We start from the raw sequence: 23,810 nt of genomic DNA, 5'->3' as shown, positions 1-23,810 counted from the left end.
GTTTCGTTATTTGCCAGGTCATAACGGCTGTGCTGTTATTACTGTCCTATATAATAAAACTGTCAGGGTTATAACCATGTCTACAGGGAAAACACTGCTCGCCCTTGCGCTGAGCGCGCTTTTACCAGCCGGTGCCGCGTGGGCGGCAAACAACGACACCTTAATTTACTGTTCTGAAGCGTCACCCGAGTCGTTCAACCCGCAAATCGCCAGTTCCGGCCCCTCTTTTGTCGCCAGTTCTCAGGTACTGTACAACCGCCTGATCAATTTCGACCCGGTGAAAAACACGCCGGTTCCGTCGCTGGCGGAATCCTGGACGATTTCACCGGACGGTAAGACCTATACCTTTACCCTGCGCAAAGGGGTGAAGTTCAACAGCAACAAATACTTCAAGCCGACCCGCGACTTTAACGCCGATGACGTTATTTTCTCGGTTATGCGTCAGAAAGACCCTAAGCATCCGTACCACAACGTGTCCCAGGGTAACTATGAATACTTTAACGACGTGGGTCTTGATAAGCTGATTCAGGACGTCAAAAAAGTCGACGATTACCACGTTCAGTTCACCCTGAGTGAACCCAACGCCGCGTTCCTGGCCGACTGGGGGATGGATTTTGCCTCGATTCTCTCCGCAGAATACGCCGATGCGATGCTGAAAAAAGGTACGCCTGAAAACGTGGACACCTGGCCGATCGGTACCGGTCCTTATGTGCTGCAGCAGTACAAAGTGGATTCACTGATCCGCTACGTCGCTAATCCGAACTACTGGGATGGCGAGGTGCCGACCAAACATCTGATCTTCTCCATCACGCCAAATGTGGAGACGCGTCTGGCGAAACTGCAGACCAACGAATGCCAGATTATACCCGCGCCGTCTCCGGTGCAGTTTGAGGTGATTAAGAAGAACAAAGACCTGACGCTGCACTCGGTTGATGCGCTGAACGTCGGCTATCTGGCGTTTAACACCGAGAAAAAACCGTTTGATAACGTGCTGGTGCGCCAGGCGCTGAACTACGCGACCGACAAAAAGGCTATCGTTAACGCGGTCTTTATGGGGTCGGGGACGGTGGCAAAATCGCCGATCCCACCCAATATGATGGGCTTTAATAACGAGCTGAAGGATTACAGCTACGATCCGGAAAAAGCGAAAGCGCTGCTGAAGCAGGCCGGGCTGGAGAAGGGCGCAGACGTTACGCTATGGTCAATGCCGGTTCAGCGTCCGTATAATCCAAACTCGCGTCGCATTGCGGAGATGATCCAGAGCGACTGGGCGAAGGTGGGCGTAAAGGCAAAAATCGTCTCTTACGAGTGGGGCGAATATCTCTCCGGAATGCGTAAAGGCGAACATGATTCCGCACTGTTTGGCTGGATGTCCGATAACGGCGACCCGGACAACTTTGCCGATGTGCTGCTGGGCTGCAACAGCATTAAAACCGGGTCAAATGCCGCACGCTGGTGCGATAAAGGTTATGATTCCCTGGTACAAAAAGCGAAGCTGACCAGCAATCCAGCTGAGCGTGCGAAGCTCTATGGCCAGGCGCAGGAGATTTTCTACCAGCAGGCGCCGTGGATCGCACTGGCAAACGGCAAAACGTTCTATGCGACCCGCAGCAACGTGACCGGGTACAGCGTGAGCCTGATGGGCAGTGATTTTTCAAAAGCGAAGCTGAACTAAGCATTTTATTGCCGGGTGGCGGCTACGCCTTACCCGGCCTACATTTTGCACCCGTAGGCCCGGTAAGCGTAGCGCCACCGCGCACGTGAGGAGGAGTGACAATGTCACATTTAAACGACGTGATCGCCCGCGTGGATGCCGCCATCGACGAGAGCGTGATTGCCCATATGAACGAACTGCTGATTGAACTGAGCGATGATGCCGAGCTCAGCCGGGAAGAACGCTATACCCAGCAGCAGCGTCTGCGTACCGCGATTTCGCATCACGGTAAGCAGCATAAAGAAGAAATGGACGCGCGGCAGGAACAGCTGACCAAAGGCGGCACGATTCTGTAGCCTCAAAACTGGCGTCGTGCGACCAGCCAGGCCCCGACAACCAGCATCACCGCACCGCACACCGGGCCTGCCAGGGCGCGGAGTGGAACGCCATGGCTTCTCAGAACGTCCATCACCAGCCCACCGATCAGCTGGCTGGCCACCAGTACGGCGATGGTGGTCGCTGCGCCAACGTTCTGATATCCGCTGATACTGGCAAATACGAAAAACGAACCCAGCAGTCCCGGAATAAGCGTCCACCAGCGCACCGTTGCGGCCAGCTCGCTAAACCCGGCGACGCCCTGTTTCAGCAGCAGAATGCTGACAAACAGCACGATGCCGACCAGCGAGTTGAGCAGCATCGCGATCAGAATGGTGGAGGAGGATTGGGTGATGCGAACCATCAAGGTATTCTGCACCACCAGACCGATCCCCGCCGCCACCAGAAATGCCAGCGTCAGTGATTGATTCATGGAATAGCGTCCGGGTCGCTGCGCTCGTCAAGCTGCAGCTGCATAAAGATTAAGTCCAGCCACCGGCCAAACTTGGTTCCCACCTGCGGCATTTGTCCGGTAGTCACGAAACCGAGGGTTTCATGAAGGTGAATGGAGGCCTGATTTTGCGCTTCAATACCGGCCACCATCACATGTTTACCGAGGGTGCGGGCCTCGTTAATCAGCGCTTTCATCAACGTGCGGCCAATCCCCTTGCCCTGATGATCCGGATGGACATAGACCGAATGTTCTACCGTATGGCGGAAACCATCAAAGGCTCGCCAGTCACCGAAAGAGGCGTATCCGGTAATAACACCATTTTCCTCGCTCACCAGAACCGGATAGCCTGCAAGTGTACGAGCCTCAAACCACGCGATACGGTTATCGGTGTCGACGGTTTTATCGTTCCAGATAGCGGCAGTGTGCAGCACCGCGTGGTTATAGATCTCTCCTATTGCAGCGCAGTCTTCTTTGCAGGCATGACGAACGATCATTATGTTCCCTCTGTGTGTTGTTCACTATAGTATTACGTTGTAGATACGATATTACACAACTGCATCTTCCGGGCGCTACGCCATAAGCCCTATTTTTTTGTTATCAGAACCCCATTGAAATGCCATTCATACACTATAGTATGACGTCATGAACACAATAACAGACACAATGAATCAACGAATTAGTGCAAGAATTCGTCTTGAACGCGAGTCCCGCGGATGGTCCCTGAGCGAGCTGGCTGACCGGGCAGGGGTCTCGCGCGCGATGATCCACAAAATTGAGCGCGGAGACAGCAGCCCGACAGCGACTCTTCTTGCCCGCCTGTCCGGCGCGTTTGGCATCAGCATGTCCACGCTGATTGCACGCGCGGAGATGCAGGAAGGTAAACTCCTGCGCCTTGCCAATCAGCCTGTCTGGCGCGACCCGCAAACGCACTATCTCCGCCGTCATGTTTCTCCCCGTACCGATCTGCCCATCGACCTTGTTCAGGTAGAACTGCCTGCCGGGAGCGATGTGCCGATGCCCGCATCGTCTTACGCGCTGGCTCGTCAGCTCATCTGGCTGCAGTCCGGCGAGCTGGTGTTTCAGGAAGGCGACACACGCCACGAGATGCAGGCCGGTGACTGTCTTGAACTTGGGCCGCCAAATGACTGCCGTTTCATCAACGAAACGAATGAAAGCTGTGTCTACCTGGTTGTACGGCTTAACCAGTCGGGCTCGTAAAGGAAGCGATAACGCCGTTCATGAGCCAGGCTGTAATGACATTTGTAGCAGAAGGAGATCCTGATGAATCACGCTGTTTCGCAAAATCGCCGCTGGGTGCTGGCTTCTCGTCCACAGGGCGCGCCGGTCGCGGAAAATTTTCGTCTGGAAACACAACCTGTTCCCACGCCCGTTGAGGGGCAGCTGTTGCTTCGTACCGTCTGGCTGTCGCTGGATCCGTATATGCGGGGTCGCATGAGCGATGCGCCATCCTATTCCCCTCCGGTAGAGGTGGGTGCCGTGATGGTCGGGGGAACGGTCAGCCGCGTTGAGCAGTCAAACCATCCCGATTTCAAACCCGGTGAATGGGTGCTGGGCTACAGCGGCTGGCAGGAATATGAACTTTCGGACGGCAGCGGCCTGGTCAAGCTGGGCGACAATCCGTCTCATCCTTCCTGGTCGCTGGGTATTCTGGGTATGCCTGGTTTTACCGCCTATATGGGGTTACTGGATATCGGACAACCGAAAGCGGGTGAAACGCTGGTGGTCGCTGCGGCGACAGGTCCGGTTGGCGCCACCGTTGGGCAGATTGGCAAAATCAAAGGTTGCCGGGTAGTGGGCGTTGCCGGTGGGGCAGAAAAGTGCCGTCATGCCGTTGATGTTCTTGGGTTTGATCAGTGTCTCGATCACCACGCGGCGGATTTTGCCGACCAGCTGAAGCACGCCTGCCCGAAAGGGATTGATGTCTATTATGAAAACGTCGGGGGGAAAGTCTTTGACGCCGTACTGCCGCTACTGAATACCTCTGCGCGCGTGCCGGTTTGCGGCCTAGTGAGTGGCTACAATGCGACGGGCTTGCCTGAAGGACCGGATCGCTTGCCGCTGCTGATGGGCACCATTCTGAAGAAACGTATTCGGATGCAGGGGTTCATTATCGCTCAGGACTATGGCCACCACATTAAGGCGTTCCAGGACGAGATGGGGCGCTGGGTGCAGGAAGGTAAAATTCACTATCGTGAACAGGTCACGGATGGGCTGGAGAACGCGCCCGAGGCGCTGATTGGCCTGCTGGAAGGTCGAAATTTCGGCAAAGTCGTGATTCGCGTCGCGGGTGACAATAAATAAAAAGCATGATGGCGGGGTTTCCCGCCATATTTATTTGTGAAGATACGATATATTGTCTTTAATTAACGGACATGGTTTTTCGCGCCATCATCCCGGATGCGCCCGAAGCCGATAAAAAATCACAGTTTGCTTTTTTTGCTGTTTTTACGTACTTCCCACCACCAGGCATGACGATACAGGATATATCGAAGCAGCGTCGTTTTATTAAACCGACGCTTAAAAATAGCATTAAGTTTTAGCTACAGGAATTGAACATGCTTGATTTGGATCACTTAGAAAAAGCCCAAAGGATCAGTCTTACCATGCAAGTTGAACTCAGTTTGAAAGGAGCATTAATTACAGGCTCCCTCAAACCTGGCGCACGGCTGATTACGAAAGAGATTGCCGATAAATTGGGAACCAGTATTACGCCGGTCCGCGAAGCGCTGCTGCGTCTGGTGTCGGCAGGGGCGTTACACGCTACGCCCGCGCAGGCCTTTCTGGTGCCAGAGGTCACGCTGGATCGTTATAACGAAATTAACGCCATTCGCAAACAGCTTGAGCCCATGGCAGTCGCCGCAGCCTGTCAGAATATGTCTGAGCAAAAGCTGGAGACGTTGCGCAAATTGTCGGACGTATTTCATGAGGCCATGCGCAACGGGAACGTCCAGCAGGCGCTCCATGCGAATCGTGTCTTCCGGTTTACGCTTTATCAGTATGCCGAAATGCCGACGCTGAATGCGTTGATTGAACAGCTATGGGTGCGCATCGGCCCGTGTATTAACTATCTTCACCGTGAGCTTGATGACATCAAAGTGTCGACTTATCACTATGACGAACTGCTTTCAGCCCTTGAGAGAAGAGATGTTGATGCCAGCCAGAAGGCGATTGATAAGTTGATTGATGAAGCGAATACGCTTTTACAGCGACAATATTTTAACTAAGAGATTATTTAGCAGAGCGACTATATCCCGCACCTAATTATTTATCTGGTGAATAACTCCTGATGGCTTATTGCCATCAGGAGCATTATTTCATTTATAAAATAAACTTTACTTTTTTTCTCACTCGAAGCGATAAGAGACCGACAGACCAACACCGTAGTTACGGCCAGGTGCGGGCTCGTAATAACGCCCGTTCGATTCGTTAACAATAACGGAGCCGACATACTCTTTGTCGAACAGGTTATCTACGCGGCCAAAGACGTCCATCCCCCAGTTGCCATAGTTAAATTTATACCCGGTATTGAGCCCAACCACCGTGTACGACGGCGCTTTCGCCGTGTTTTCGTCATCAGCCATGATGTCGCTCATATAGCGCACGTCAGAACCCGCGTACCAGCCTTCTTCTGGCTGCCAGCCAAACGACGCGAAGCCCATATTGCGGGCAATGCCCGGCATACGGTTGCCATTACAGTCGGCATCGCCGCAGACGTTGGTGCGGTAGGTGGCGTCCAGGTACGTCCACGCCATTTTCAGTTTCCAGTTCTCAGCAAACTGCTGATCGAGAGAGACTTCTACCCCCTGACGGCGAGTTTTCCCGGCATTTTTATAGCTTGTACGACCGCCAGCGCTGGCATCTACCACGATCTCATCATCTGTGTCTGTGCGGAACAGCGCTGCCGTCAGCAGACCATTACCGATGCGGGTTTTGCTGCCCACTTCATAGGTGTTGTTCGTGGAAGGTTTCAGGCCGATGTTCAGGCCGCCCTGATTATCGGCGCGATAAGAAAGTTCGTTGATGGTCGGCGTTTCGAATCCACGTCCTGCGGCCGCATAGAGGTTCCACGCGTCCGTCACCGCATATTTCACCGAGCCTGCCGGGAGCCATTTGTGATAGCTCGCGTCACCGCTGTCATCGCCGTTCCCAGGCGTAACGTAGTGGTCGTTGGAATCGAACCAGACCGAGCTGTAACGCACGCCCGCGTCGACGGAAAGTTTCTGCGTTAACTGCCAGCTGGTTTGCAGATAAGGATCGACGTTCCACATCAGATTGCGTTCATCACGACGCTTATCGCCTTTAACGCCGTAATCCGGCACGCCGTTGTTCATCACGAAGTTTTCGTACCCGCGACGATCTTCGCTCATGTTTTCATAGTTCAGACCGGTGGTGAAGGTGACCGGCACCAGCAGCTCACCACGGTGCGTCCAGCGGGTATCAACGCCCTGATAGTGGCGCTGCATATCAATCACGCCGCCGGAGTGAGAAGGTCGCAGCTGCGGCTGATACGGAATCGACTGATACTGCGTCATTTCACGCTCACCGGCATACATCATCACGCTCAGATCGTCCTGAGCGCTAAGCTGGCGGTCATAGCGCAGCCCGGCCTGGGTCTGCTTGATGGTCTTGCGCGTGTTGTACTGATCGCCGCGCGGAGACTGACGTGGGTTGTTTTGCCACTCCTGATAGCTCAGCCCGCCCGGATCGTTGGCTTTCATGTCCACGCTGTTGAAAATCAGCGTCAGCTTGCTGGCGTCGTCAATGCGTACACCCAGTTTGGCGTTAGCCAGATTCTTCCGCGCGCCGCTGTGGTCGCGGAAGCCTTTGGTGGTGAAGCGGGTAGTCGAAACCGTGTAATCCACGTCTCCCGCATGCGTTCCGTCCCCCATGGCGCCGGTGGCTTTCATTCCATAGCGCCATGTACCGTAACTGCCATAATAGCTGCTCGCCTCAAGGGTCGGTGGCTGCTGCCCGGTCTGGGTAGTCATGTTAATCACGCCGCCAGAGGCGTTACCGTACAGGGCAGAGAAGGGGCCACGCAGCACTTCAACGCTGTCAATGCTGGAGAGATCGATGTTAGACGTCTGGCCCTGTCCGTCCGGCATGGTGGCAGGGATACCGTCGACATACATGCGAATGCCGCGCACGCCAAACGTTGATCGGGCACCAAACCCACGCACTGAAAGCTGGAGATCCTGGGCATAGTTCTGCCGGTTCTGGATTTGCAGCCCGGGAACGCTGCCAAGCGATTCAGAGAGGTTAATGCGTGGCGTGGCATGACGCATATCATCGCCATTCACGACGCTGACCGCCGCCGGGGTATCAAGTTCTGATACGGTTTGCGGCGTGGCGCTGACGATCATGGTTTGTTCCTCTGCGCCGATCGCACTAAGCGGCACAAAAACAACGGGGACCAGCAGCAGCGGGAGAGATGCCTTACGGGCAGAAATGATTTTCATGAGTAAAACCGGTTGTGGTGTGTAAACGAACCAAATGGAACATGTCCATACATGTTAAAGGTTTTGTAAATGTTTTGAAAACTATAACCGCACATTGCGTTAATGAAAGGCGAGAAGGGAAAGAAAAACTCCACTTTTAACTCATTAATGATTACTATTCTCATTATCATAACGGCGACGCCATGACGTTGCCAGCCGGAAGCGATGTCAGCCGTACTCCCATTTTTCAAAAAAGGAATTGTTATGTCTTTACGCCATCTGTGCTCACCGCGACTGAGCACCTCTCTGCTGTCTGCCGCTTTACTGTTTGCCGGAACCTTCCAGGTGCATGCCGCCGAAGAGATGCTGCGTAAAGCAGTGGGTAAAGGTGCCTATGAAATGGCGGTCAGCCAGCAGGAGAATGCGCTGTGGGTTGCGACGTCGCAAAGCCGTAAAACTGACAAGGGTGGGATTATCTATCGTCTTGATCCTGCCACGCTGGAGGTCACGCAGGCCATTCATAGCGATCTCAAACCTTTTGGTGCAACCCTCGACGGCGCGACGCAAACCCTGTGGTTGGGTAACACGATCAACGGTGCGGTGACGGCCATTGATGCGAAAACGGGCGACGTGAAAGGGCGTCTGGTGCTCGATAGTCGCCAGCGCAGCGAAACGGTGAAACCGCTGCAGCCGCGACAGCTGGTGGCGGATGACGCGAGCAACACGATTTACATCACCGGGGTGGGCAAAGAGAGCGTGATTTGGGTGGTGGATGGCGCCACGCTGAAGCTGAAAGGAACCATCGCAAATACGGGTACCTACAGCACCGGGCTGGCGCTTGATGCCAGGGCGAAACGCCTGTATACAACGAATGCGGACGGCGAGCTGGTCACCATTGATACCGCCACCAACACCATCCTCAGCCGCAAAAAAGTGCAGGACGACGGCAAAGAACACTTCTACCTGAATTTGAGCCTGGACACCGCCGGTCAGCGTGCCTTCCTGACCGACTCAAAACAGCCGGAAGTGCTGGTGGTGAGCCTGAAAGACGGCAGCGTGATTGAGAAAATTGCGGCGCCTGAATCACTGGCGGTTCTGTTTAACCCGGCTCGCAATGAAGCCTACGTGACGCACCGTGAAGCCGGTAAAGTGAGCGTGATTGACGCGAAGTCTTATAAGGTGACAAAAACCTTCGACACGCCTGTCTACCCGAATAGCCTGGCGCTGTCTGCCGATGGCAAAATCCTGTACGTGACGGTGAAACAAAAATCCACTCGCCAGCAGGAAGCCACTCAGCCTGACGATGTGATTCGTATTGCACTCTAATGTGGGAATTGCCCGGTGGCGCTGCGCTTACCGGGCCTACAAAAACGATAAGATATAGGCCGGGTAAGGCGAAGCCGCCACCCGGCTTTTTTATTAACGCGAGGTCTCTTCCACCAGCGGTGCGTCGTGTTTTTCATCATCAGGATGAACCGGCGCGGTGCTGTGAATTTCGTGAACGCGTTTACGTACGCCGAACCAGCCTGCGATCAGCAATACGGCCAGCAGCGGAATGGTGGCGATGGTATAGGTACCGTTCGGGTAGTCGAACGCCATCAGTACCAGCACGCTAAACAGGAAGAGCAGGGTGAGCCATGAGGTCACCGGTGCGCCCGGCAGCTTAAAGCTGACGTCTGCGGCTTTGCCTTCTTTAATGGCTTTACGCAAGCGCATCTGGCAAACCACGATAAAGGCCCAGGAGGCGATAATCCCAAGTGCGGCCACGTTCAGAACGATCTCGAAGACCTGAGACGGCACCAGATAGTTCAGGAATACACCGAAGACATACACCACCAGGGTCGCCAGAATACCGGCATACGGTACGTGCTGCTTGCTCATCTTCGACATGAACTTCGGCGCAGAACCGCCCATCGACATAGAGCGCAGGATACGACCGGTAGAGTAAAGGCCGGAGTTGAGGCTGGAGAGTGCCGCCGTCAGCACCACGATGTTCATGATGCTGCCAACGTAAGGCACGCCGAGCTTAGAGAAGAAGGTGACAAACGGGCTCTGACCAGCCTGATAGGCATTCCACGGCAGCAGCAGAACCAGCAGCACCACGGAACCAACGTAGAACAGACCGATACGCCAGATCACGCTGTTGATGGCTTTCGGCACCATGGTCTGCGGGTCTTTACATTCACCCGCTGCGGTACCGACCAGTTCGATAGAGGCAAAGGCAAACACAACGCCCTGAACCAGAACCAGCGCAGGCAGCAGACCGTGCGGGAAGAAACCGCCGTTATCGGTTATCAGGTGGAAGCCGGTGGCATTGCCATCCAGCGGCTTACCGCTGCCGAGGAACACGGTCCCGACGACCAGGAAAATCACAATCGCCAGCACTTTTACCAGCGCAAACCAGAACTCCATTTCGGCGAACCACTTCACGCCGATCATGTTCATGGTGCCGACAATCGCCAGCGCACCAAGGGCAAAGACCCACTGGGGCACGTCACCGAACGCGCCCCAGTAGTGCATGTAGAGCGCAACGGCGGTGATATCGACGATACCGGTCATCGCCCAGTTGACAAAGTACATCCAGCCTGCCACGTAGGCCGCTTTTTCACCGAGGAATTCACGGGCGTAGGAAACAAAACTCCCGCTGGACGGACGATGCAGCACCAGTTCACCCAGTGCGCGAAGAATGAAGAAAGAGAAGATCCCGCACACCAGATACACCAGGGCGAGAGCCGGGCCAGCCATTTGCAGACGCGCACCAGCACCTAAAAACAGACCTGTTCCGATAGCGCCGCCGATGGCGATCATTTGCACCTGACGGTTGCCCATCGCTTTGTGGTAGCCCTCTTCGTGGGAGTTCAACCAGCGACGTTTAGCAGCGTGATGATCGGCTGCGCTTTTATTGCTTGTTTTCATTGAGTTACCTGTTTGCCTGTCTGAACCATTATCGTGATAGTCCTGCCTGGCAGAGAGCGATACAAACGATTGCTTCTGCGCAAACACATGTCGCCTTCCCAGTCATTCTGCGTATGGATAAGGCGAAACATGGCGAGGCATCCTACCTGCAATTCATAAGCGACGCAAAATATAACCGTGTCGAAAGTGATGCAGGTCGAAGGAAATCGTGTGGTCAGAGCAGATGAGGATTACAACACGCTGAATCGTGGCGAGTTTTTAGACAAAACTAATAGTGAAGTGCTGCTTTAATCATCAGAAATCCTTAATAATTACGTTGAGGTAGCGCGCAATGAGGCAGCGCGTCACGGGCATTTCATTAACAAAAATAAAACGATATGATCCGAAATGTTTTCTTCAGCATGGCCAGGCGGAACGGTGAAAATCAATATTATCGGTACCAGCGGGAGCGGAAAGAGTACGCTTGCCCGGCGCATCGCGACGGAACTGTCGCTCCCTTATATTGAGATGGACAGGCTCTACTGGCGTTCTGAGTGGAAGGGAACGCCCGATGAGGAGCTACTGGAGACGCTGGAAAATACGCTCGCTGCCACACCCGGCTGGGTGCTTGATGGCAACTACAACCGCACGCGCCCGGTGAAATGGCGTGAGGTTGATCTGGTCGTGTGGGTGGACTGCGGTTTTGTCCGTACGCTCTGGCAGGCGGTGACGCGCGCGTTTAAACGCGCATGGCACCAACAGGAACTGTGGCCTGGCACCGGAAACTGCGAAAGCTTCCGCCGCTCATTTTTCAGCCGGGAATCCATCATCATCTGGACCCTTAAAACCTGGCGCATTAACCGCGAGCGTTACGACGCTGATATGAAAAACCCGCAATACGCCCACATTCAGTTTGTTCGCATCACCCATCGCCAGGAGGCGGATGCGCTGATTGCTTCGCTGAAAACTCATCCCTAGCAGGGCGCTGTATATCTGATTTCCAGAAAACTAAATGTAAATTAATTGTTTCTCAGTGGTGAAATACGCCTTTAATAATGTCGACATGTTAAGTCAAACGAGAACGCAACATGTCATGGCGAATCAGCATTCTGGACAAAAGCCCCATCGCTGAAAACGAAACGGCTGCCGATGCACTGGCGCGTACGTTAGCGCTGGCGCAGCAGGCAGAAAATCTGGGCTATCACCGCTTCTGGATTGCCGAACACCACAATACCCCTCAGCTTGCCAGTCCCTCGCCGGAGCTGCTGATTGCCTGGATCCTCGGGCAAACAACGCGCATCCGGGTCGGTTCCGGGGGCGTCATGCTCCAGCACTACAGCCCGTATAAAGTCGCCGAGAATTTCAACGTGCTGGCCGCGCTGGCGCCCGGCCGCGTGGATCTTGGCGTCGGAAAAGCGCCTGGGGGATTACCGCTCTCGACCCGCGCGCTGCAGCAGGGGCTGGATCAGCAGGAAAAGGGCAGCTTTGCCGAACAGCTGGCCCAGCTCGATCGCTGGATCCGCCCTGAAAACCACTCTGCGGAGGAAGCCGTTCGCGCCACGCCGCAGCCGCCGGTACCTGCACAGGGTTTTCTGCTGGGCGCCAGCACGGAAAGCGCGCTGCTCGCCGCATCACTCGACTGGCACTTTGTCTTTGCCGCGCATCTGAACGGAGATCCGGAACTGTTACGCGAGGTGGTTTCGACCTGGCGCAAGAACAGCGCGCGGGAGGTGATAGTGGCGGTGCAGGCGATTATCGCGCCGACCCAGGTTGAGGCCGAAGCCCTGGCGCAGAAGGTCGAAGTGTGGGGTGTTGAGCTGGCAAACGGCCAGCGCGTGACCGTCGCCAGCGAGGATCAGGCCTATGCCTTTGCGCGTCAGGCCGGGAGTGAGCCGGTGCGCATCGCCCGTCGCGCCCAGTCGCTGCTGGTGGGGACGGCGGAGTCGGTGCTGGAACAGCTGAACGCGCTACACGCGCAGTGGGGGATCGACGAATTTATCATCGACACGCCGGTTGCGGAGGGGGCAACGCGCGTGCAGTCCCTGCGTTTGCTGGCCGAGGCGCGTCTGAACAGGGAGGTTACCGTATGAGCTTTGGTGAACAACTGATTGCCTGGCGTCGCGAGCTGCATCAGAACCCGGAGCTGTCCGGCCAGGAAGTGGAAACGACCGCGCGCCTGCGCCGGTGGCTGTCAGCCGCGGGCATCACGCCGCTGCCTTACGACCTGCCGACCGGTGTGGTGGCGGAGATCGGGACCGGTAACAAACTGATCGCGCTGCGGGCAGACATTGATGCCCTGCCCATTGAGGAGCGCAGCGGCGTGCCGTTTAGCTCGCAGCAGCCCGGCGTGATGCATGCCTGCGGACACGATATCCATACCAGCGTGATCCTCGGTGCAGCGTTAAAACTGAAAGCGCGGGAAGCCTCGCTTAAGGGGCGGGTGCGTATCCTGTTTCAGCCAGCCGAAGAGAACTTTGGGGGGGCGAAGAGCATGGTGCGGGCCGGTGCCCTGCGGGATGTCAGCGCGATTTTTGGGATGCACAACGAGCCCGGCCTGCCGGTGGGGAAGTTCGCGACCCGTGGCGGGCCGTTCTATGCCAACGTCGACCGCTTCGCGATCCGCATTACCGGTAAAGGCGCGCACGCCGCGCGCCCGCATGAAGGCAACGACGCTATTCTCCTGGCCAGCCAGCTGGTGACCGCGCTGCAAAGCGTCGCCAGCCGCAATGTGAATACGCTGGATTCGGTAGTGCTGAGCGTGACGCGCATCGCCGGGGGCAACACCTGGAACGTGCTGCCGGAAAGCGTTGAGCTGGAAGGTACGCTACGCACTCACCGCACGGAAGTGCAGCAGAACGTGAAGGCCCGCGTGGGGGAAATTGCGGCCGGTTTTGCCAGTGCTTTTAGCGCGCAGATTGATATCACCTGGTTTGCCGGGCCCACTGCGCTGGTCAATGACCAACGCTGGGCCGATTTCGCCACCTCGGTCGCCCGTGAAGCGGGGTATGAAACCCATCACGCCGAGCTACATATGGGCGGAGAAGATTTCGCAGTCTATCTCCAGTCTGTGCCCGGCGCGTTTGTCAGCATCGGCAGCAACAGTCCGTTTGGTTTACACCACCCGGCATTTAATCCGGATGAAGCCTTAATTGAACCCGCTGCCCGCTATTTTGCCCAGCTTGCGGAACACGCCCTGCAACACGTCTGATTAATCATGAGGTAAATATGTCTGCACATCGTCAACTGCGGCTCGGGACCATTTTGCATGGCGCATCCGGAAATATGTCCGCCTGGCGTCATCCGGCGGCCGTCGCGGATGCCAGTATCAATTTTGATTTCGTTAAAGAGACGGCATTAAAAGCGGAAGAGGGCAAACTCGATTTCTTATTCGTTGCCGACGGTCTTTATATTAACGAAAAATCGATCCCGCATTTTTTAAACCGGTTTGAGCCCTTAACGGTGTTATCTGCGCTGGCAAGTATTACCTCGCGCCTGGGGCTGGTGGGAACCTTATCCACCTCCTACAGCGAGCCCTTTACCACGGCACGGCAGTTCGCCAGCCTCGACCACCTGAGCAACGGACGCGCTGGCTGGAACGTGGTGACTTCGCCGCTGGAAGGTTCAGCGAAGAACTTTTCCCGCGAAAAACACCCGGAACATGCGCTGCGCTATCGCATTGCCGATGAGTATCTCGATGTGGTGAAAGGGCTGTGGGATTCCTGGGAAGAGGATGCCTTTATCCGTAATAAAGAGAGCGGTCAGTTTTTTGACCCGGCTAAACTGCACCCCCTGAATCATCACGGGGATTTCTTCCAGGTCGCCGGGCCGCTCAATATTGGTCGCACGCCGCAAGGACGTCCGGTTGTCTTTCAGGCCGGTGCGTCGGATGACGGGAAAAAACTGGCGGCAAAACATGCCGACGCCATTTTTACCCACCATGACACCTTCGAAGAAGCGAAAGCGTTTTATCGTGACGTGAAACAGCAACTGGAAACGAACGGTCGGCGCGCGTCTGACTTACAGATTTTCCAGGGCGTCAGCGTCATCGTTGGCAACGATGCCGAAGACGTGGAAAACCAGTACCAGACTACGGCGGCGCTGGTGTCGATTCACGATGCCCTTAATTACCTCGGACGTTATTTTGAGCATCACGATTTTAGTCAGTATCCGCTCGACGAGCCGTTCCCGGATATCGGCGATCTAGGGAAAAACAGCTTCCGCAGCACCACCGATGAAATTAAGCGTAACGCCCGCGAGCGCAACTTAACCCTGCGCCAGGTGGCGCTGGAAGCCGCGTCGCCGCGCCCGCGTTTTTCCGGCACGCCGGAAGAGGTTGCAGACGGCCTTCAGGCCTGGTTTGAAGGCTATGCCGCAGACGGCTTCATCATTCAGGGCGGCACGCCGGATACCTTCCCGCGCTTTGTTGACCAGGTAGTGCCCGTTTTGCAGGCCCGCGGCCTGTTCCGTACCGACTATCCCGGCACCACGCTGCGCGACAGCTTAGGTCTGGATCAACCGAAAAACACGTTCACACAACAATAAAAGAGAACACCGCTATGCAGAAAACATCGCTTATTCTGGCGCTCGCGCTGGCCTTTACCCCTGTCGTCCGGGCAGAGAATGTCACGATTAACGGCACTGGCGTGAGTATTGAGGCCAATAAAACGCCGATCAACACCGTCAAAAACGGTGATGCGGTGGCGCAGCTACCGAAGGATTATCGCTTTGCCGTGCCCGGGAAATTTACCGTGGCGGTAGCGGGGCTGAATCAACCGCCGCTCACGGTTTTCTCCGATGACAACAAAACGCTGTTGGGAAGCGAGGTCGACGTCGCTCGCCTGGTGGCTGACAGCCTCGGGCTGGAGCTGAACGTGGTGCCGACCTCGTGGGAAGACTGGCCGCTGGGCGTGGCGTCCGGAAAATACGATGCCGCCATCAGCAATATTACCGTCACCAAAGCGCGCAAAGAGAAGTTTGATTTCGCCACCTACCGTAAGGACTCCCTCGGTTTCTACGTGAAATCGACCAGCCCGATTACCTCGCTTAAAAAAGCAGAGGACATCGCCGGGCTCAGGATTATTGTGGGCTCCGGTACCAATCAGGAAGCCATTCTGCTGGCATGGAATGCCGAGAACCTCAAGAAGGGGCTAAAACCCTTTACTCCGATCTACACCAAAGACGATGCGGCGCAAACGCTGGCGCTGCAGTCCGGGCGCGCGGATGCCTACTTTGGCCCGAACGTGATTGGCGCGTGGAAAGCGGCGCTCAACGGCAAAACCAAACTCGTCGGCAGCGTGGACGGCGGCTGGCCGAAAGCGGCGCATATCGCGGTCACGCTGAGAAAAGGCAGCGGCCTGGTCGAGCCGGTGCAAACCGCGCTTAATGGCGTAATCAAAAACGGCGATTACGACAAAGTACTAAACCGCTGGGGAGAAGGGGTTGAGCGCATTGCTCATTCCGAGGTAAACCCGGCAGGTCTGGGAGATTAAGGAGGCGCTATGCGTGAACAATTTCGTGATGTTTCGCCGGAAGATGCCGAACTGCAGCCGATTATCGAGGGACTGTTCGGTGAATATGCCGCCCGCTACGGCGACTACTTCTCTAAGGACGCGGAAGTTGAGCTCACGGCGTGGTATTTGGCGCCACAGGGGCTGTTTATCGTGCTGGAACGTGACGAGAAGATTATCGCCACCGGTGCGTACAAACCCTTTGATGAACGGACCGCCGAAATTAAACGCATCTGGACGGACAAATCCCTGCGTCAGCAGGGGCTTGCTGCCCGCGTGGTGCAGGAACTGGAGCGCAGGGCGGTGCTGGCGGGTTACAGCCAGATCTACCTGACGACCGGTTTTCGTCAACCGGAAGCGGTGCGGCTCTATCTCAGCCAGGGATACCAGCCGCAGTTCGATCTCACCCGTGACCCGGAAGAGTACAGCCAGCCGCCGTTTGACGGTCGGCTGCGTTTCACCAAAACGCTGGTACGCGAAGCGTTCAGTAAAACCGCATGAGGAACGACGATGAGCAACGTTGAAACCATTAAGGTGGTCCCGGCGCGTTATCCGCTGCGGACCGTCGGCGCCGTGGTGGCCCTGTTTATCCTGGCCGTTGTGATCCAGTCCGTGGCCTTTAACCCGCGCTGGGAGTGGGCGGTGTTTGCCCGCTGGTTCTTTGACCCGGTGATCCTCGCAGGTGTCGGGCAGACCCTGCTGCTGACCCTGATCGGCACTGCGCTGAGCGTGGTGATTGGCGGCCTGCTGGCCCTGGCGAGACTCTCTTCCTCCTGGCTGTTAAGCAGCCTGGCGTGGGGATACATCTGGTTGTTCCGCTCGCTGCCGCTCATAGTCGTGCTGATCATCCTCTACAACTTCTCCTATCTCTACGACACGCTCTCGATCGGCGTACCGTTCACCCGCATCACCTGGGGCAGTTTTGAAACCATCAACGTGCTCGGGCAATTTTCTACCGCGGTGGTGGGGTTAACCCTCGTTCAGAGTGCCTATACCGCCGAGATCATTCGTGGCGGATTCCTCGGGGTCGATCACGGCCAGTATGAGGCCGCCGCCGCGCTCGGCCTGCCCGCATGGCGTCGCACGGTGCGGATCATTCTGCCCCAGGCGCTGCGTACCATATTGCCGTCGGGGTTCAATGAAATTATCAGTCTCGCCAAGGGTACGGCGATGGTGTATGTCCTGGCGATGCCGGAGCTGTTCTATACCATCCAGATGATCTACAACCGCACGCAGGAGGTGATCCCGCTGCTGATGGTCGGTGCCGCGTGGTACCTGGCGATCACCACCGTTCTGTCCGCTATCCAGTATGGTGTTGAGCGCGGGCTCGCCCGCAGCGAACGCCGCTCCGCCGTGAACCAGAACAGCGCCACCCGTCGTAGCCGCGCTGTCACCACCACGCCTGCACAGGAGCCCGTCCATGCAAGCCTCTCCTGAAGGACATATTTCAATTACCGGCGTCAGCAAATATTTTGGCCGCCATAAAGCGCTCGACAACGTCACGCTTGAGATCCCGCCGGGCTCCGTAACGGTGATCCTCGGACCGTCCGGCTCGGGTAAATCGACGCTGCTACGCACCATTAACCACCTGGAGCGCGTCGACGAAGGCTTCATCCAGATCGACGGGGACTACATTGGCTACCGTCGTCAGGGTGACAGGCTTTACGAACTGAAAGAGAACGAGATCCTCAAGCAGCGCGTCAACGTGGGCTACGTGTTTCAGAACTTCAATCTCTTTCCGCATCTCACGGTGCTGGAAAATCTGATTGAGGCGCCCATCGCGCATAAAAAGCTCAGCAGGAAAGAGGCGGTGGAAAGGGCATATAGCCTGCTGGATGTGGTGGGGCTGAGGGATAAAGCGGACGCCTGGTCCCGCCATCTCTCCGGCGGCCAGCAGCAGCGCATTGCCATTGCCCGTGCGCTGGCGCTGCGTCCGCGCGTAATGCTGTTTGACGAGCCTACCTCGGCGCTGGATCCGGAGCTGGTGGGGGAAGTCCTGGACGTCATCAAAAAGCTGGCCCGCTCTGGCACCACGCTGGTGGTGGTCACGCATGAGATCGGATTTGCCCGGGAAGTGGCGGATCAGGTGGTATTTATGGTCGACGGGAAAATTGTGGAGCAGGGCAACAGCGACGACGTTTTAAACCGTCCGTCGCACCCGCGAACGCGCCAGTTCCTCTCTAAAGTGCTGTAAGGAGCGCAGATGAAATATGGATGTCTGGTTGGGTTGTTCTTCACGACGGTGAGCCACGCCGGGATTGATGTGCAGGCCAACGAGCAGCCGCTGCCGGTGACGGTGGATCGGCAGGCGGTGGCGAAGATCCCCGCAAACTACAGGTTTGTTGAGCCGGGAACGCTTACGGTTGCCGTTTCCATGCTGAACTCTCCACCGCTGGCGCTGCTGGCCAGCGACAATCGCACGCGCATCGGCAGCGATCCGGATATCGCCCGCCTGCTGGCGGGTAGCCTGGGGCTCAAGCTGAAGCTGATACCGACGGCGTGGGAAGACTGGCCGCTGGGGATCGCCTCCGGACGCTACGACGTGGCGCTGGTGAACATTGCGGTGACCGAACAGCGTAAAGAGAAGTTTGATTTTGCGACCTACCGCGTCGATTCGCTGGCGTTCTCGGTGAAATCCACCAGCGAGATTCAGTCGATCAAAAGCCCGGAAGATCTGGCCGGGAAAAAGGTGATTGTCGGCTCGGGGACCAATCAGGAGCGCATCCTGCTGGGCTGGAACGAGGAGAACAAAAAGGCGGGACGCGAACCTGCGCTGCCGGTCTATCTCCACGACGATGCCTCGGGCAATCTCTATATTCAGTCTGGCCGGGCGGATGTGTTATTTGGTCCGCAGTCGGTTTCGTCCTGGAAAGCGGCGCTCACCGGAAAAACGCGCGTCGTGGGGTTAGGCCCAAAGAAAGCCTTTGTCGCCACGACCACGAAAAAGGGGAATGGGCTGGTGTACGCCCTGCAGGCCGCGCTGGACGGGGCGATTGCGCGGGGTGAGTACCAGAAGGTGCTGGCGCGCTGGGGTGAACAGGGCGAAGCGGTCACGCAGTCGGAGGTCAACCCGCCTGGGATAACCTACTAATGGTGCTCTACACTTAGGGTTTTCATCCCTGAGGGGGCAACATGATGAAACTTTATGGCGTACCCGGCTGGGGCTCGACAATCAGTGAAGTGATGCTGACCCTGGCCGATATCCCTTATCAGTTTGTGAACGTGGACGGGTTTGACCAGCCTGGTCCGCAGCGTGAGTTGCTGCAAAAGCTCAATCCGCTGTGTCAGGTGCCCACGCTGGCGCTGGAAAATGGCGCCATCATGACCGAAACGGCGGCGATTGCCCTGATGGTACTCGACCGCTGTCCCGATCTTGCGCCGCCCGTGGGGCAGGTCGAACGCCAGCAGTTTCAGCGTTTGCTTATCTGGTTTGTGGCTAACGTCTATCCCACTTTTACGTTTGCAGATTATCCCGAACGCTGGGCGCCCGACGCACCGGAACAGTTGCAGAAAAACTGCATTGCGTACCGGAAATCCCTCTATTTATGGTTCGAAAGTCAGCTTAAAGCCGCGCCGTTTGCATTGGGAGAACGACTGACGCTGCTGGATGTGTATATTGCCGTGGCGCGCACCTGGGGGGCTCGTCACGACTGGTTTGCTGCCAATACCCCGAAATTTACGGCGATCGCCGATACCGTCTGTCAGCTGCCAGAACTGCACAAGGTGTTAAAGGCAAATACTATTATCTGATAACGTGAAGCGCTCAACCACAACAGGAAACCTGCATATGCCACACGTAGATATCAAATACTTTCCCCGCGATCTCAATGACGAACAAAAAACCGCGCTGGCGGCCGATATTGCCGAAGTGATTACGCGCCATCTTAACAGTAAAGACCGTTCCATTTCGGTAGCGCTGAATGAAGTTCAGGAAGCAGACTGGAAAGCCAAGGTCTGGGATACCGAGATCGCCCCGAAGATGGATGACCTGATTAAGAAACCGGGATATTCAATGTAAGTTTTATGCCGGGTGGCCGCTTCGTCTTACCCGGCTTTGTCTGCCTCTCCAGCCTTCTTTCCGCAAAAAACGATAAAAATAAGTTTAATCTTATCCGGTACACTTTACGTTCCTGACTGACATTTTATAAATCCTTAGGAAAGATCGACAACAGAATCAATTAAGGACAGCAACGTTAAAGGATAATTTTCTCATGACAAAATTACCCCGGTTTTCACCTGCCTTTTTCCATCCTCGATACTGGCTAAGCTGGACAGGCATCGCCGCGCTATGGCTCATTATGCTACTGCCTTATCCGCTGTTATTCAGAATTGGACATCGCCTCGGGCGGCTGGCTATGCGCCTTCTCTCTCGCCGCGTGGCGATTGCCCGCCGCAACCTTGAGCTATGCTTCCCGCAGATGAAAGCAGAGGAGCGTGAAGCCTTGCTGCAGCGTAACTTTGAATCCGTGGGGATGGGGGTAATTGAAACCGGCATGGCGTGGTTCTGGCCCGAGTGGCGGGTGCGTAAATGCTTTACCGTGTGCGGGTATGAGCATATGGAGCAGGCCAGGGCGCAAGGAAAGGGCGTGGTGCTGGTTGGCATGCATTTTCTCACCCTTGAACTGGGCGCGCGGATTTTTGGCATGCTCAACCCGGGGATTGGGGTTTATCGTCCGAATAATAATGCGTTGCTGGACTGGCTTCAGACGCGCGGGCGTCTGCGTTCTAATAAAACCATGCTGGACCGTCATGATTTAAAAGGCATGATCCGCGCCCTGAAGCAGAATGAGATTCTGTGGTACGCCCCGGATCACGACTATGGCAAGGCTAACAGCGTGTTTGCACCCTTCTTTGCTGTCCCGGATGCCGCAACTACGGCAGGAAGCTATATGCTGGTAAAAAGCGCTCAGCCCGCCGTGATTCCGTTCGTGCCGCGTCGCAGGGCGGACGGAACCGGTTACGAACTGATTATTCTTGAGGATATCAGCGCGTCGTTGCAGGGTGCTGACAAAGAGACGGTTGCAACGCAGATGAACAGGGCTATCGAGCGAGCCGTGCTGATGGCACCGGAGCAGTATATGTGGCTCCACCGACGCTTCAAAACGCGCCCGGAAGGCCAGCCGGACAGGTACGCCCGCCGCAAGAGCGTGGCATCGCGAGCGGATATTCTCTCCGCCGACGAGCTTACTGACCGCTCGGGCGTCCAGCACTAAGGGAGCATCCTGCCCTCACCATGCGGTGAGGGCCTGCGGTACGGCGCATAGTCCGCAGGCCACCAGGGCTGCTGTCGAGTATCTACAGTGGCGAGAGATAACAACATGACCGGAAAATTGCGGCCAGCTTTTTTACCGCGTCTTCTATTTCCCTTTCGGTGTAAGCGGCAAATCCCATTAAAAAACCGGTGGATACCGGGCTGCCTGCATATAAGCCGGTAAGTCCTAATATATCAATATCAGCGCGACGGGCCGCGGCGGCAATATCCTTCTCGGATAACCCGTGCCTCAGGTGGCAAGGCATCTGCATGCCACCCGCTGGCGTTGCGTACACAACATAATCAGAAAGATACTCGTCCATCAGGCTGGCCAGTTTGTCGCGACGAGCAACATAAACGTTCCTCATCTTGCGAATATAGGCACCAAAATGGCCCCCCTCCAAAAATTTAGCCAGCGTCAGTTGAGTGATTGATGCGGTATGGCCGTCCATTAATGTCCTGGCCATGGTAAAGGGCTCGGTCAGTTCTGAGGGGACGATCATGTACGCAATACGTAGCCCGGGGAACAGCGACTTGGTGAACGTGCCGATATAAATTGTCCGGTTGTAAGCATCCAGCCCCTGAAGGCAGGCCATAGGCTTTCCTTCATAGTGAAACTCACTGTCATAGTCATCCTCAATGATCCAGGCGGCGTGACGGTTTGCCCAGTCAATGACGGCCAGTCGTCGGTCAAGAGAGAGTGTCACCCCGGTTGGATACTGATGAGAAGGGGTAAGGTAGATAGCTCTGGCAGGTTCGGTTAGCGAATTAAGTGCGCCAACGGATATGCCTTTTTCATCAAGAGGAACCGGGACAGGGTGCAGTCCGGCAGCCTTAAACGCTTTGTGTGCCCCTTGATAGGTGGGATCTTCAATGACAATACTCTCCCCGTTGTCCAGCAGCACGTGTGAACAGAGCGCTAGCGCCTGTTGAGAACTTGTCAGAACGATCACCTGTTCTGCACTCGCACGTGTCCCGCGCTCAAGATTGACATATTCCGCGATGGCCCGCCGTAAGCGCTCCATGCCCTGCGGTGGACTTTGCTCCAGTATTTTGTGCTGATATTCCTTCAGGACCTGCCGCTGAAGACGCTCCCAGCTTGGAATGGGGAACAGGCGGGTTTCGGGGATACCGGGCGCCAGCGGACGTGGCGAAGAAAACTCGCGGATCCCGCCACTTTCATAGATGACCTTTCCACGGGCGCTAAGTTTTGCTTTTCGTGTTTCCGCGGTTGGCGGATGCTGTCGGATACGTGGTTTTAAAAACCGGGCGCTGGAAGAGACGAAGCTCCCTCTGCCTGTTTGCCGCTCAATAAAACCTTCTGCATGCAGGCTGGAATAGGCTGCTTCAACCGTATCCCGCGAAACATTCAATGAGGTAGCCAGCGCACGTGAAGCAGGAAGCGCCTTACCGTGCGATAAGGTCCCTTCAAGTATCAATGTGCGTATCGCTCTCTGGATCCTTTCATGAAGCGGTAGTGAACCGTTTGCAGGGTCGGAAATCCATGCCTTAACCGTTTCAAGCTGCGCGTGCTTAAACATTATGTTGTCCACTTTTCCCTCTGTGTCCCTTGATTCTAAAGCAATAGTGCATGCAGCAGGATGAAAAATTGGTCTGCCTTTGTGATGAGAATTGGCGGGGCAAAACGGGCCATTCAGCGAATACACTCTTCCTGAAACAAATACGGGATAAGCACAGAGGCAATATGAATAATACGAGCGTGACCATTGAAGCAGTTAAAGAACGTGATTTTGAAAGCTGGATGCCACTATGGAGAAAATATCAGGAATTTTACAACGTCAATCTGTCCGGGGCAGTGACTGAACGAACCTGGCAACGATTTTTCAGCCCCGTTGAGCCAGTATTCTGCGTAGTGGCACGATGCAATGGAGAGGTGGTGGGGTTTGCGCATTATCTTTTTCACCGTTCGACCTGGTCCGAGAGCGATTATTGCTACCTCGAAGATTTATATGTCAGCGATGCAGCAAGGGGCAAACACACGGGCAAACAGTTAATAGAATATGTGCAGAGAGAAGCAAGAAAACATCACGCCAGCCATCTTTACTGGCATACGCATGAAGCCAATTATCGCGCGCAACGATTGTACGACTGGATTGCGAAAAAAAGCGGGATGATTGAATATCGTATGTACGTAAGATAAATCCCTTCGCTGTCCGTGTGCCCCTTAAATCTTTAAGGGGCATTAAACCAGACG

At 55.7% G+C, this 23,810-nt stretch carries 22 protein-coding genes and 1 pseudogene; 18 read left to right on the top strand and 5 right to left on the bottom strand.

The genetic code is table 11. The features are described from left to right. Positions 1-76: 76 nt before the first annotated feature. A complete protein-coding gene (locus A4308_RS16315) occupies positions 77-1,675 on the top strand; it encodes an ABC transporter substrate-binding protein (protein ID WP_045268204.1) in 1,599 nt (532 codons plus the stop codon). 101 nt (positions 1,676-1,776) lie between these two features. Then, on the top strand, positions 1,777-2,010 hold the full coding sequence (locus A4308_RS16310; protein ID WP_014883950.1) for a YdcY family protein: 234 nt from the start codon (positions 1,777-1,779) through the stop codon (positions 2,008-2,010). 2 nt (positions 2,011-2,012) lie between these two features. On the opposite strand, the gene A4308_RS16305 is transcribed toward A4308_RS16310, so the two are convergent. Together A4308_RS16305 and A4308_RS16300 are read right to left on the bottom strand one after the other, a co-directional pair. Then, positions 2,013-2,462, bottom strand: a complete 450-nt coding sequence (locus A4308_RS16305) for a DMT family transporter (protein ID WP_014883949.1) — start codon at positions 2,460-2,462, stop codon at positions 2,013-2,015. After that, the gene (locus tag A4308_RS16300) at positions 2,459-2,977 is read right to left on the bottom strand and encodes a GNAT family N-acetyltransferase (RefSeq protein WP_045268203.1); all 519 of its coding nucleotides are present in this window, start codon (positions 2,975-2,977) and stop codon (positions 2,459-2,461) included. The genes A4308_RS16305 and A4308_RS16300 overlap by 4 nt, the downstream gene beginning before the upstream one ends. Before the next feature lie 148 nt (positions 2,978-3,125). On the opposite strand from A4308_RS16300, the gene A4308_RS16295 reads away from it, so the two are divergent. The 3 genes from A4308_RS16295 to A4308_RS16285 all read left to right on the top strand — a co-directional run bounded on the left by A4308_RS16295 (position 3,126) and on the right by A4308_RS16285 (position 5,728). Beyond that, positions 3,126-3,701 carry a helix-turn-helix domain-containing protein gene (locus tag A4308_RS16295; protein WP_014883947.1) on the top strand — a complete coding sequence of 192 codons (576 nt, stop codon included), beginning with the start codon at positions 3,126-3,128 and terminating at the stop codon, positions 3,699-3,701. Positions 3,702-3,764: 63 nt separating this feature from the next. Next, positions 3,765-4,805, top strand: coding sequence for an NADP-dependent oxidoreductase (locus A4308_RS16290; RefSeq protein WP_023330497.1), 1,041 nt, complete (start codon positions 3,765-3,767; stop codon positions 4,803-4,805). A 254-nt stretch (positions 4,806-5,059) separates the two neighbouring features. Further along, positions 5,060-5,728 (top strand): GntR family transcriptional regulator, encoded by a 669-nt coding sequence (locus A4308_RS16285; protein ID WP_014883946.1) that lies wholly within the window; start codon positions 5,060-5,062, stop codon positions 5,726-5,728. A 120-nt stretch (positions 5,729-5,848) separates the two neighbouring features. Here A4308_RS16285 and pqqU read toward each other — a convergent pair whose 3' ends face one another. Next, complete coding sequence (gene pqqU / locus A4308_RS16280) at positions 5,849-7,963, bottom strand: TonB-dependent receptor PqqU (protein ID WP_014883945.1); 2,115 nt, start codon at positions 7,961-7,963, stop codon at positions 5,849-5,851. A gap of 243 nt (positions 7,964-8,206) precedes the next feature. Between pqqU and yncE the strand changes: the two genes are divergently transcribed. After that, positions 8,207-9,268, top strand: coding sequence for a 7-bladed beta-propeller protein YncE (gene yncE / locus A4308_RS16275; protein ID WP_045135531.1), 1,062 nt, complete (start codon positions 8,207-8,209; stop codon positions 9,266-9,268). A gap of 93 nt (positions 9,269-9,361) precedes the next feature. Here the strand turns inward: yncE and ansP are convergent, their stop codons facing one another. Beyond that, a complete protein-coding gene (gene ansP / locus A4308_RS16270; protein ID WP_014883943.1) occupies positions 9,362-10,858 on the bottom strand; it encodes an L-asparagine permease in 1,497 nt (498 codons plus the stop codon). Between the two features lie 417 nt (positions 10,859-11,275). Here ansP and A4308_RS16265 point away from each other — a divergent pair, with 417 nt between their 5' ends. The 11 genes and pseudogenes from A4308_RS16265 to A4308_RS16210 all read left to right on the top strand — a co-directional run bounded on the left by A4308_RS16265 (position 11,276) and on the right by A4308_RS16210 (position 21,557). Next, a complete protein-coding gene (locus tag A4308_RS16265) occupies positions 11,276-11,815 on the top strand; it encodes an AAA family ATPase (RefSeq protein WP_045282143.1) in 540 nt (179 codons plus the stop codon). Between the two features lie 110 nt (positions 11,816-11,925). After that, a complete protein-coding gene (locus A4308_RS16260; protein WP_045282142.1) occupies positions 11,926-12,927 on the top strand; it encodes an LLM class flavin-dependent oxidoreductase in 1,002 nt (333 codons plus the stop codon). Next, positions 12,924-14,045 (top strand): amidohydrolase, encoded by a 1,122-nt coding sequence (locus tag A4308_RS16255; protein ID WP_014883940.1) that lies wholly within the window; start codon positions 12,924-12,926, stop codon positions 14,043-14,045. Before A4308_RS16260 ends, A4308_RS16255 begins: the two co-directional genes overlap by 4 nt. A gap of 17 nt (positions 14,046-14,062) precedes the next feature. After that, positions 14,063-16,326 (top strand): annotated as a pseudogene (locus A4308_RS22815) (NtaA/DmoA family FMN-dependent monooxygenase). A gap of 9 nt (positions 16,327-16,335) precedes the next feature. Beyond that, the gene (locus A4308_RS16240) at positions 16,336-16,845 is read left to right on the top strand and encodes a GNAT family N-acetyltransferase (RefSeq protein WP_023330489.1); all 510 of its coding nucleotides are present in this window, start codon (positions 16,336-16,338) and stop codon (positions 16,843-16,845) included. A 9-nt stretch (positions 16,846-16,854) separates the two neighbouring features. Further along, positions 16,855-17,781 carry an amino acid ABC transporter permease gene (locus A4308_RS16235; protein ID WP_032636418.1) on the top strand — a complete coding sequence of 309 codons (927 nt, stop codon included), beginning with the start codon at positions 16,855-16,857 and terminating at the stop codon, positions 17,779-17,781. Continuing rightward, positions 17,765-18,538, top strand: a complete 774-nt coding sequence (locus tag A4308_RS16230) for an amino acid ABC transporter ATP-binding protein (RefSeq protein ID WP_032636419.1) — start codon at positions 17,765-17,767, stop codon at positions 18,536-18,538. The genes A4308_RS16235 and A4308_RS16230 overlap by 17 nt, the downstream gene beginning before the upstream one ends. A 9-nt stretch (positions 18,539-18,547) precedes the next feature. Then, positions 18,548-19,435: a transporter substrate-binding domain-containing protein gene (locus A4308_RS16225; RefSeq protein WP_014883934.1), complete on the top strand. Its 888-nt coding sequence runs from the start codon at positions 18,548-18,550 to the stop codon at positions 19,433-19,435. 41 nt (positions 19,436-19,476) lie between these two features. Next, complete coding sequence (locus A4308_RS16220) at positions 19,477-20,094, top strand: glutathione S-transferase family protein (protein ID WP_045282141.1); 618 nt, start codon at positions 19,477-19,479, stop codon at positions 20,092-20,094. Between the two features lie 37 nt (positions 20,095-20,131). Beyond that, positions 20,132-20,362 (top strand): tautomerase PptA, encoded by a 231-nt coding sequence (pptA, locus tag A4308_RS16215; protein ID WP_045282140.1) that lies wholly within the window; start codon positions 20,132-20,134, stop codon positions 20,360-20,362. 193 nt (positions 20,363-20,555) lie between these two features. Further along, positions 20,556-21,557, top strand: coding sequence for a Kdo(2)-lipid IV(A) acyltransferase (locus A4308_RS16210; protein ID WP_045282139.1), 1,002 nt, complete (start codon positions 20,556-20,558; stop codon positions 21,555-21,557). Between the two features lie 82 nt (positions 21,558-21,639). Here the strand turns inward: A4308_RS16210 and pdxR are convergent, their stop codons facing one another. After that, the gene (pdxR, locus tag A4308_RS16205) at positions 21,640-23,136 is read right to left on the bottom strand and encodes a MocR-like pyridoxine biosynthesis transcription factor PdxR (RefSeq protein ID WP_045282138.1); all 1,497 of its coding nucleotides are present in this window, start codon (positions 23,134-23,136) and stop codon (positions 21,640-21,642) included. Between the two features lie 164 nt (positions 23,137-23,300). Here pdxR and A4308_RS16200 point away from each other — a divergent pair, with 164 nt between their 5' ends. Continuing rightward, positions 23,301-23,756 (top strand): GNAT family N-acetyltransferase, encoded by a 456-nt coding sequence (locus A4308_RS16200; RefSeq protein ID WP_045282183.1) that lies wholly within the window; start codon positions 23,301-23,303, stop codon positions 23,754-23,756. Positions 23,757-23,810 lie beyond the last annotated feature (54 nt).

It is taken from the genome of Enterobacter sp. ODB01, assembly GCF_001623605.1.
Classification (GTDB): domain Bacteria; phylum Pseudomonadota; class Gammaproteobacteria; order Enterobacterales; family Enterobacteriaceae; genus Enterobacter; species Enterobacter kobei.
The sequence above is the reverse complement of the archived record's forward strand: the minus strand, read 5'-3'. Positions and strand labels throughout refer to the sequence as shown.

What these genes read in the sequence shown, in the direction of transcription:
- A4308_RS16315 (WP_045268204.1), top strand. Translation starts at nt 77, where the DNA reads ATGTCTACAGGGAAAACACTGCTCGCCCTTGCGCTGAGCGCGCTTTTA.
- A4308_RS16310 (WP_014883950.1), top strand. Translation starts at nt 1,777, where the DNA reads ATGTCACATTTAAACGACGTGATCGCCCGCGTGGATGCCGCCATCGAC.
- A4308_RS16305 (WP_014883949.1), bottom strand. Translation starts at nt 2,462, where the DNA reads ATGAATCAATCACTGACGCTGGCATTTCTGGTGGCGGCGGGGATCGGT.
- A4308_RS16300 (WP_045268203.1), bottom strand. Translation starts at nt 2,977, where the DNA reads ATGATCGTTCGTCATGCCTGCAAAGAAGACTGCGCTGCAATAGGAGAG.
- A4308_RS16295 (WP_014883947.1), top strand. Translation starts at nt 3,126, where the DNA reads ATGAACACAATAACAGACACAATGAATCAACGAATTAGTGCAAGAATT.
- A4308_RS16290 (WP_023330497.1), top strand. Translation starts at nt 3,765, where the DNA reads ATGAATCACGCTGTTTCGCAAAATCGCCGCTGGGTGCTGGCTTCTCGT.
- A4308_RS16285 (WP_014883946.1), top strand. Translation starts at nt 5,060, where the DNA reads ATGCTTGATTTGGATCACTTAGAAAAAGCCCAAAGGATCAGTCTTACC.
- pqqU (WP_014883945.1), bottom strand. Translation starts at nt 7,963, where the DNA reads ATGAAAATCATTTCTGCCCGTAAGGCATCTCTCCCGCTGCTGCTGGTC.
- yncE (WP_045135531.1), top strand. Translation starts at nt 8,207, where the DNA reads ATGTCTTTACGCCATCTGTGCTCACCGCGACTGAGCACCTCTCTGCTG.
- ansP (WP_014883943.1), bottom strand. Translation starts at nt 10,858, where the DNA reads ATGAAAACAAGCAATAAAAGCGCAGCCGATCATCACGCTGCTAAACGT.
- A4308_RS16260 (WP_045282142.1), top strand. Translation starts at nt 11,926, where the DNA reads ATGTCATGGCGAATCAGCATTCTGGACAAAAGCCCCATCGCTGAAAAC.
- A4308_RS16255 (WP_014883940.1), top strand. Translation starts at nt 12,924, where the DNA reads ATGAGCTTTGGTGAACAACTGATTGCCTGGCGTCGCGAGCTGCATCAG.
- A4308_RS16240 (WP_023330489.1), top strand. Translation starts at nt 16,336, where the DNA reads ATGCGTGAACAATTTCGTGATGTTTCGCCGGAAGATGCCGAACTGCAG.
- A4308_RS16235 (WP_032636418.1), top strand. Translation starts at nt 16,855, where the DNA reads ATGAGCAACGTTGAAACCATTAAGGTGGTCCCGGCGCGTTATCCGCTG.
- A4308_RS16230 (WP_032636419.1), top strand. Translation starts at nt 17,765, where the DNA reads ATGCAAGCCTCTCCTGAAGGACATATTTCAATTACCGGCGTCAGCAAA.
- A4308_RS16225 (WP_014883934.1), top strand. Translation starts at nt 18,548, where the DNA reads ATGAAATATGGATGTCTGGTTGGGTTGTTCTTCACGACGGTGAGCCAC.
- A4308_RS16220 (WP_045282141.1), top strand. Translation starts at nt 19,477, where the DNA reads ATGATGAAACTTTATGGCGTACCCGGCTGGGGCTCGACAATCAGTGAA.
- pptA (WP_045282140.1), top strand. Translation starts at nt 20,132, where the DNA reads ATGCCACACGTAGATATCAAATACTTTCCCCGCGATCTCAATGACGAA.
- A4308_RS16210 (WP_045282139.1), top strand. Translation starts at nt 20,556, where the DNA reads ATGACAAAATTACCCCGGTTTTCACCTGCCTTTTTCCATCCTCGATAC.
- pdxR (WP_045282138.1), bottom strand. Translation starts at nt 23,136, where the DNA reads ATGTTTAAGCACGCGCAGCTTGAAACGGTTAAGGCATGGATTTCCGAC.
- A4308_RS16200 (WP_045282183.1), top strand. Translation starts at nt 23,301, where the DNA reads ATGAATAATACGAGCGTGACCATTGAAGCAGTTAAAGAACGTGATTTT.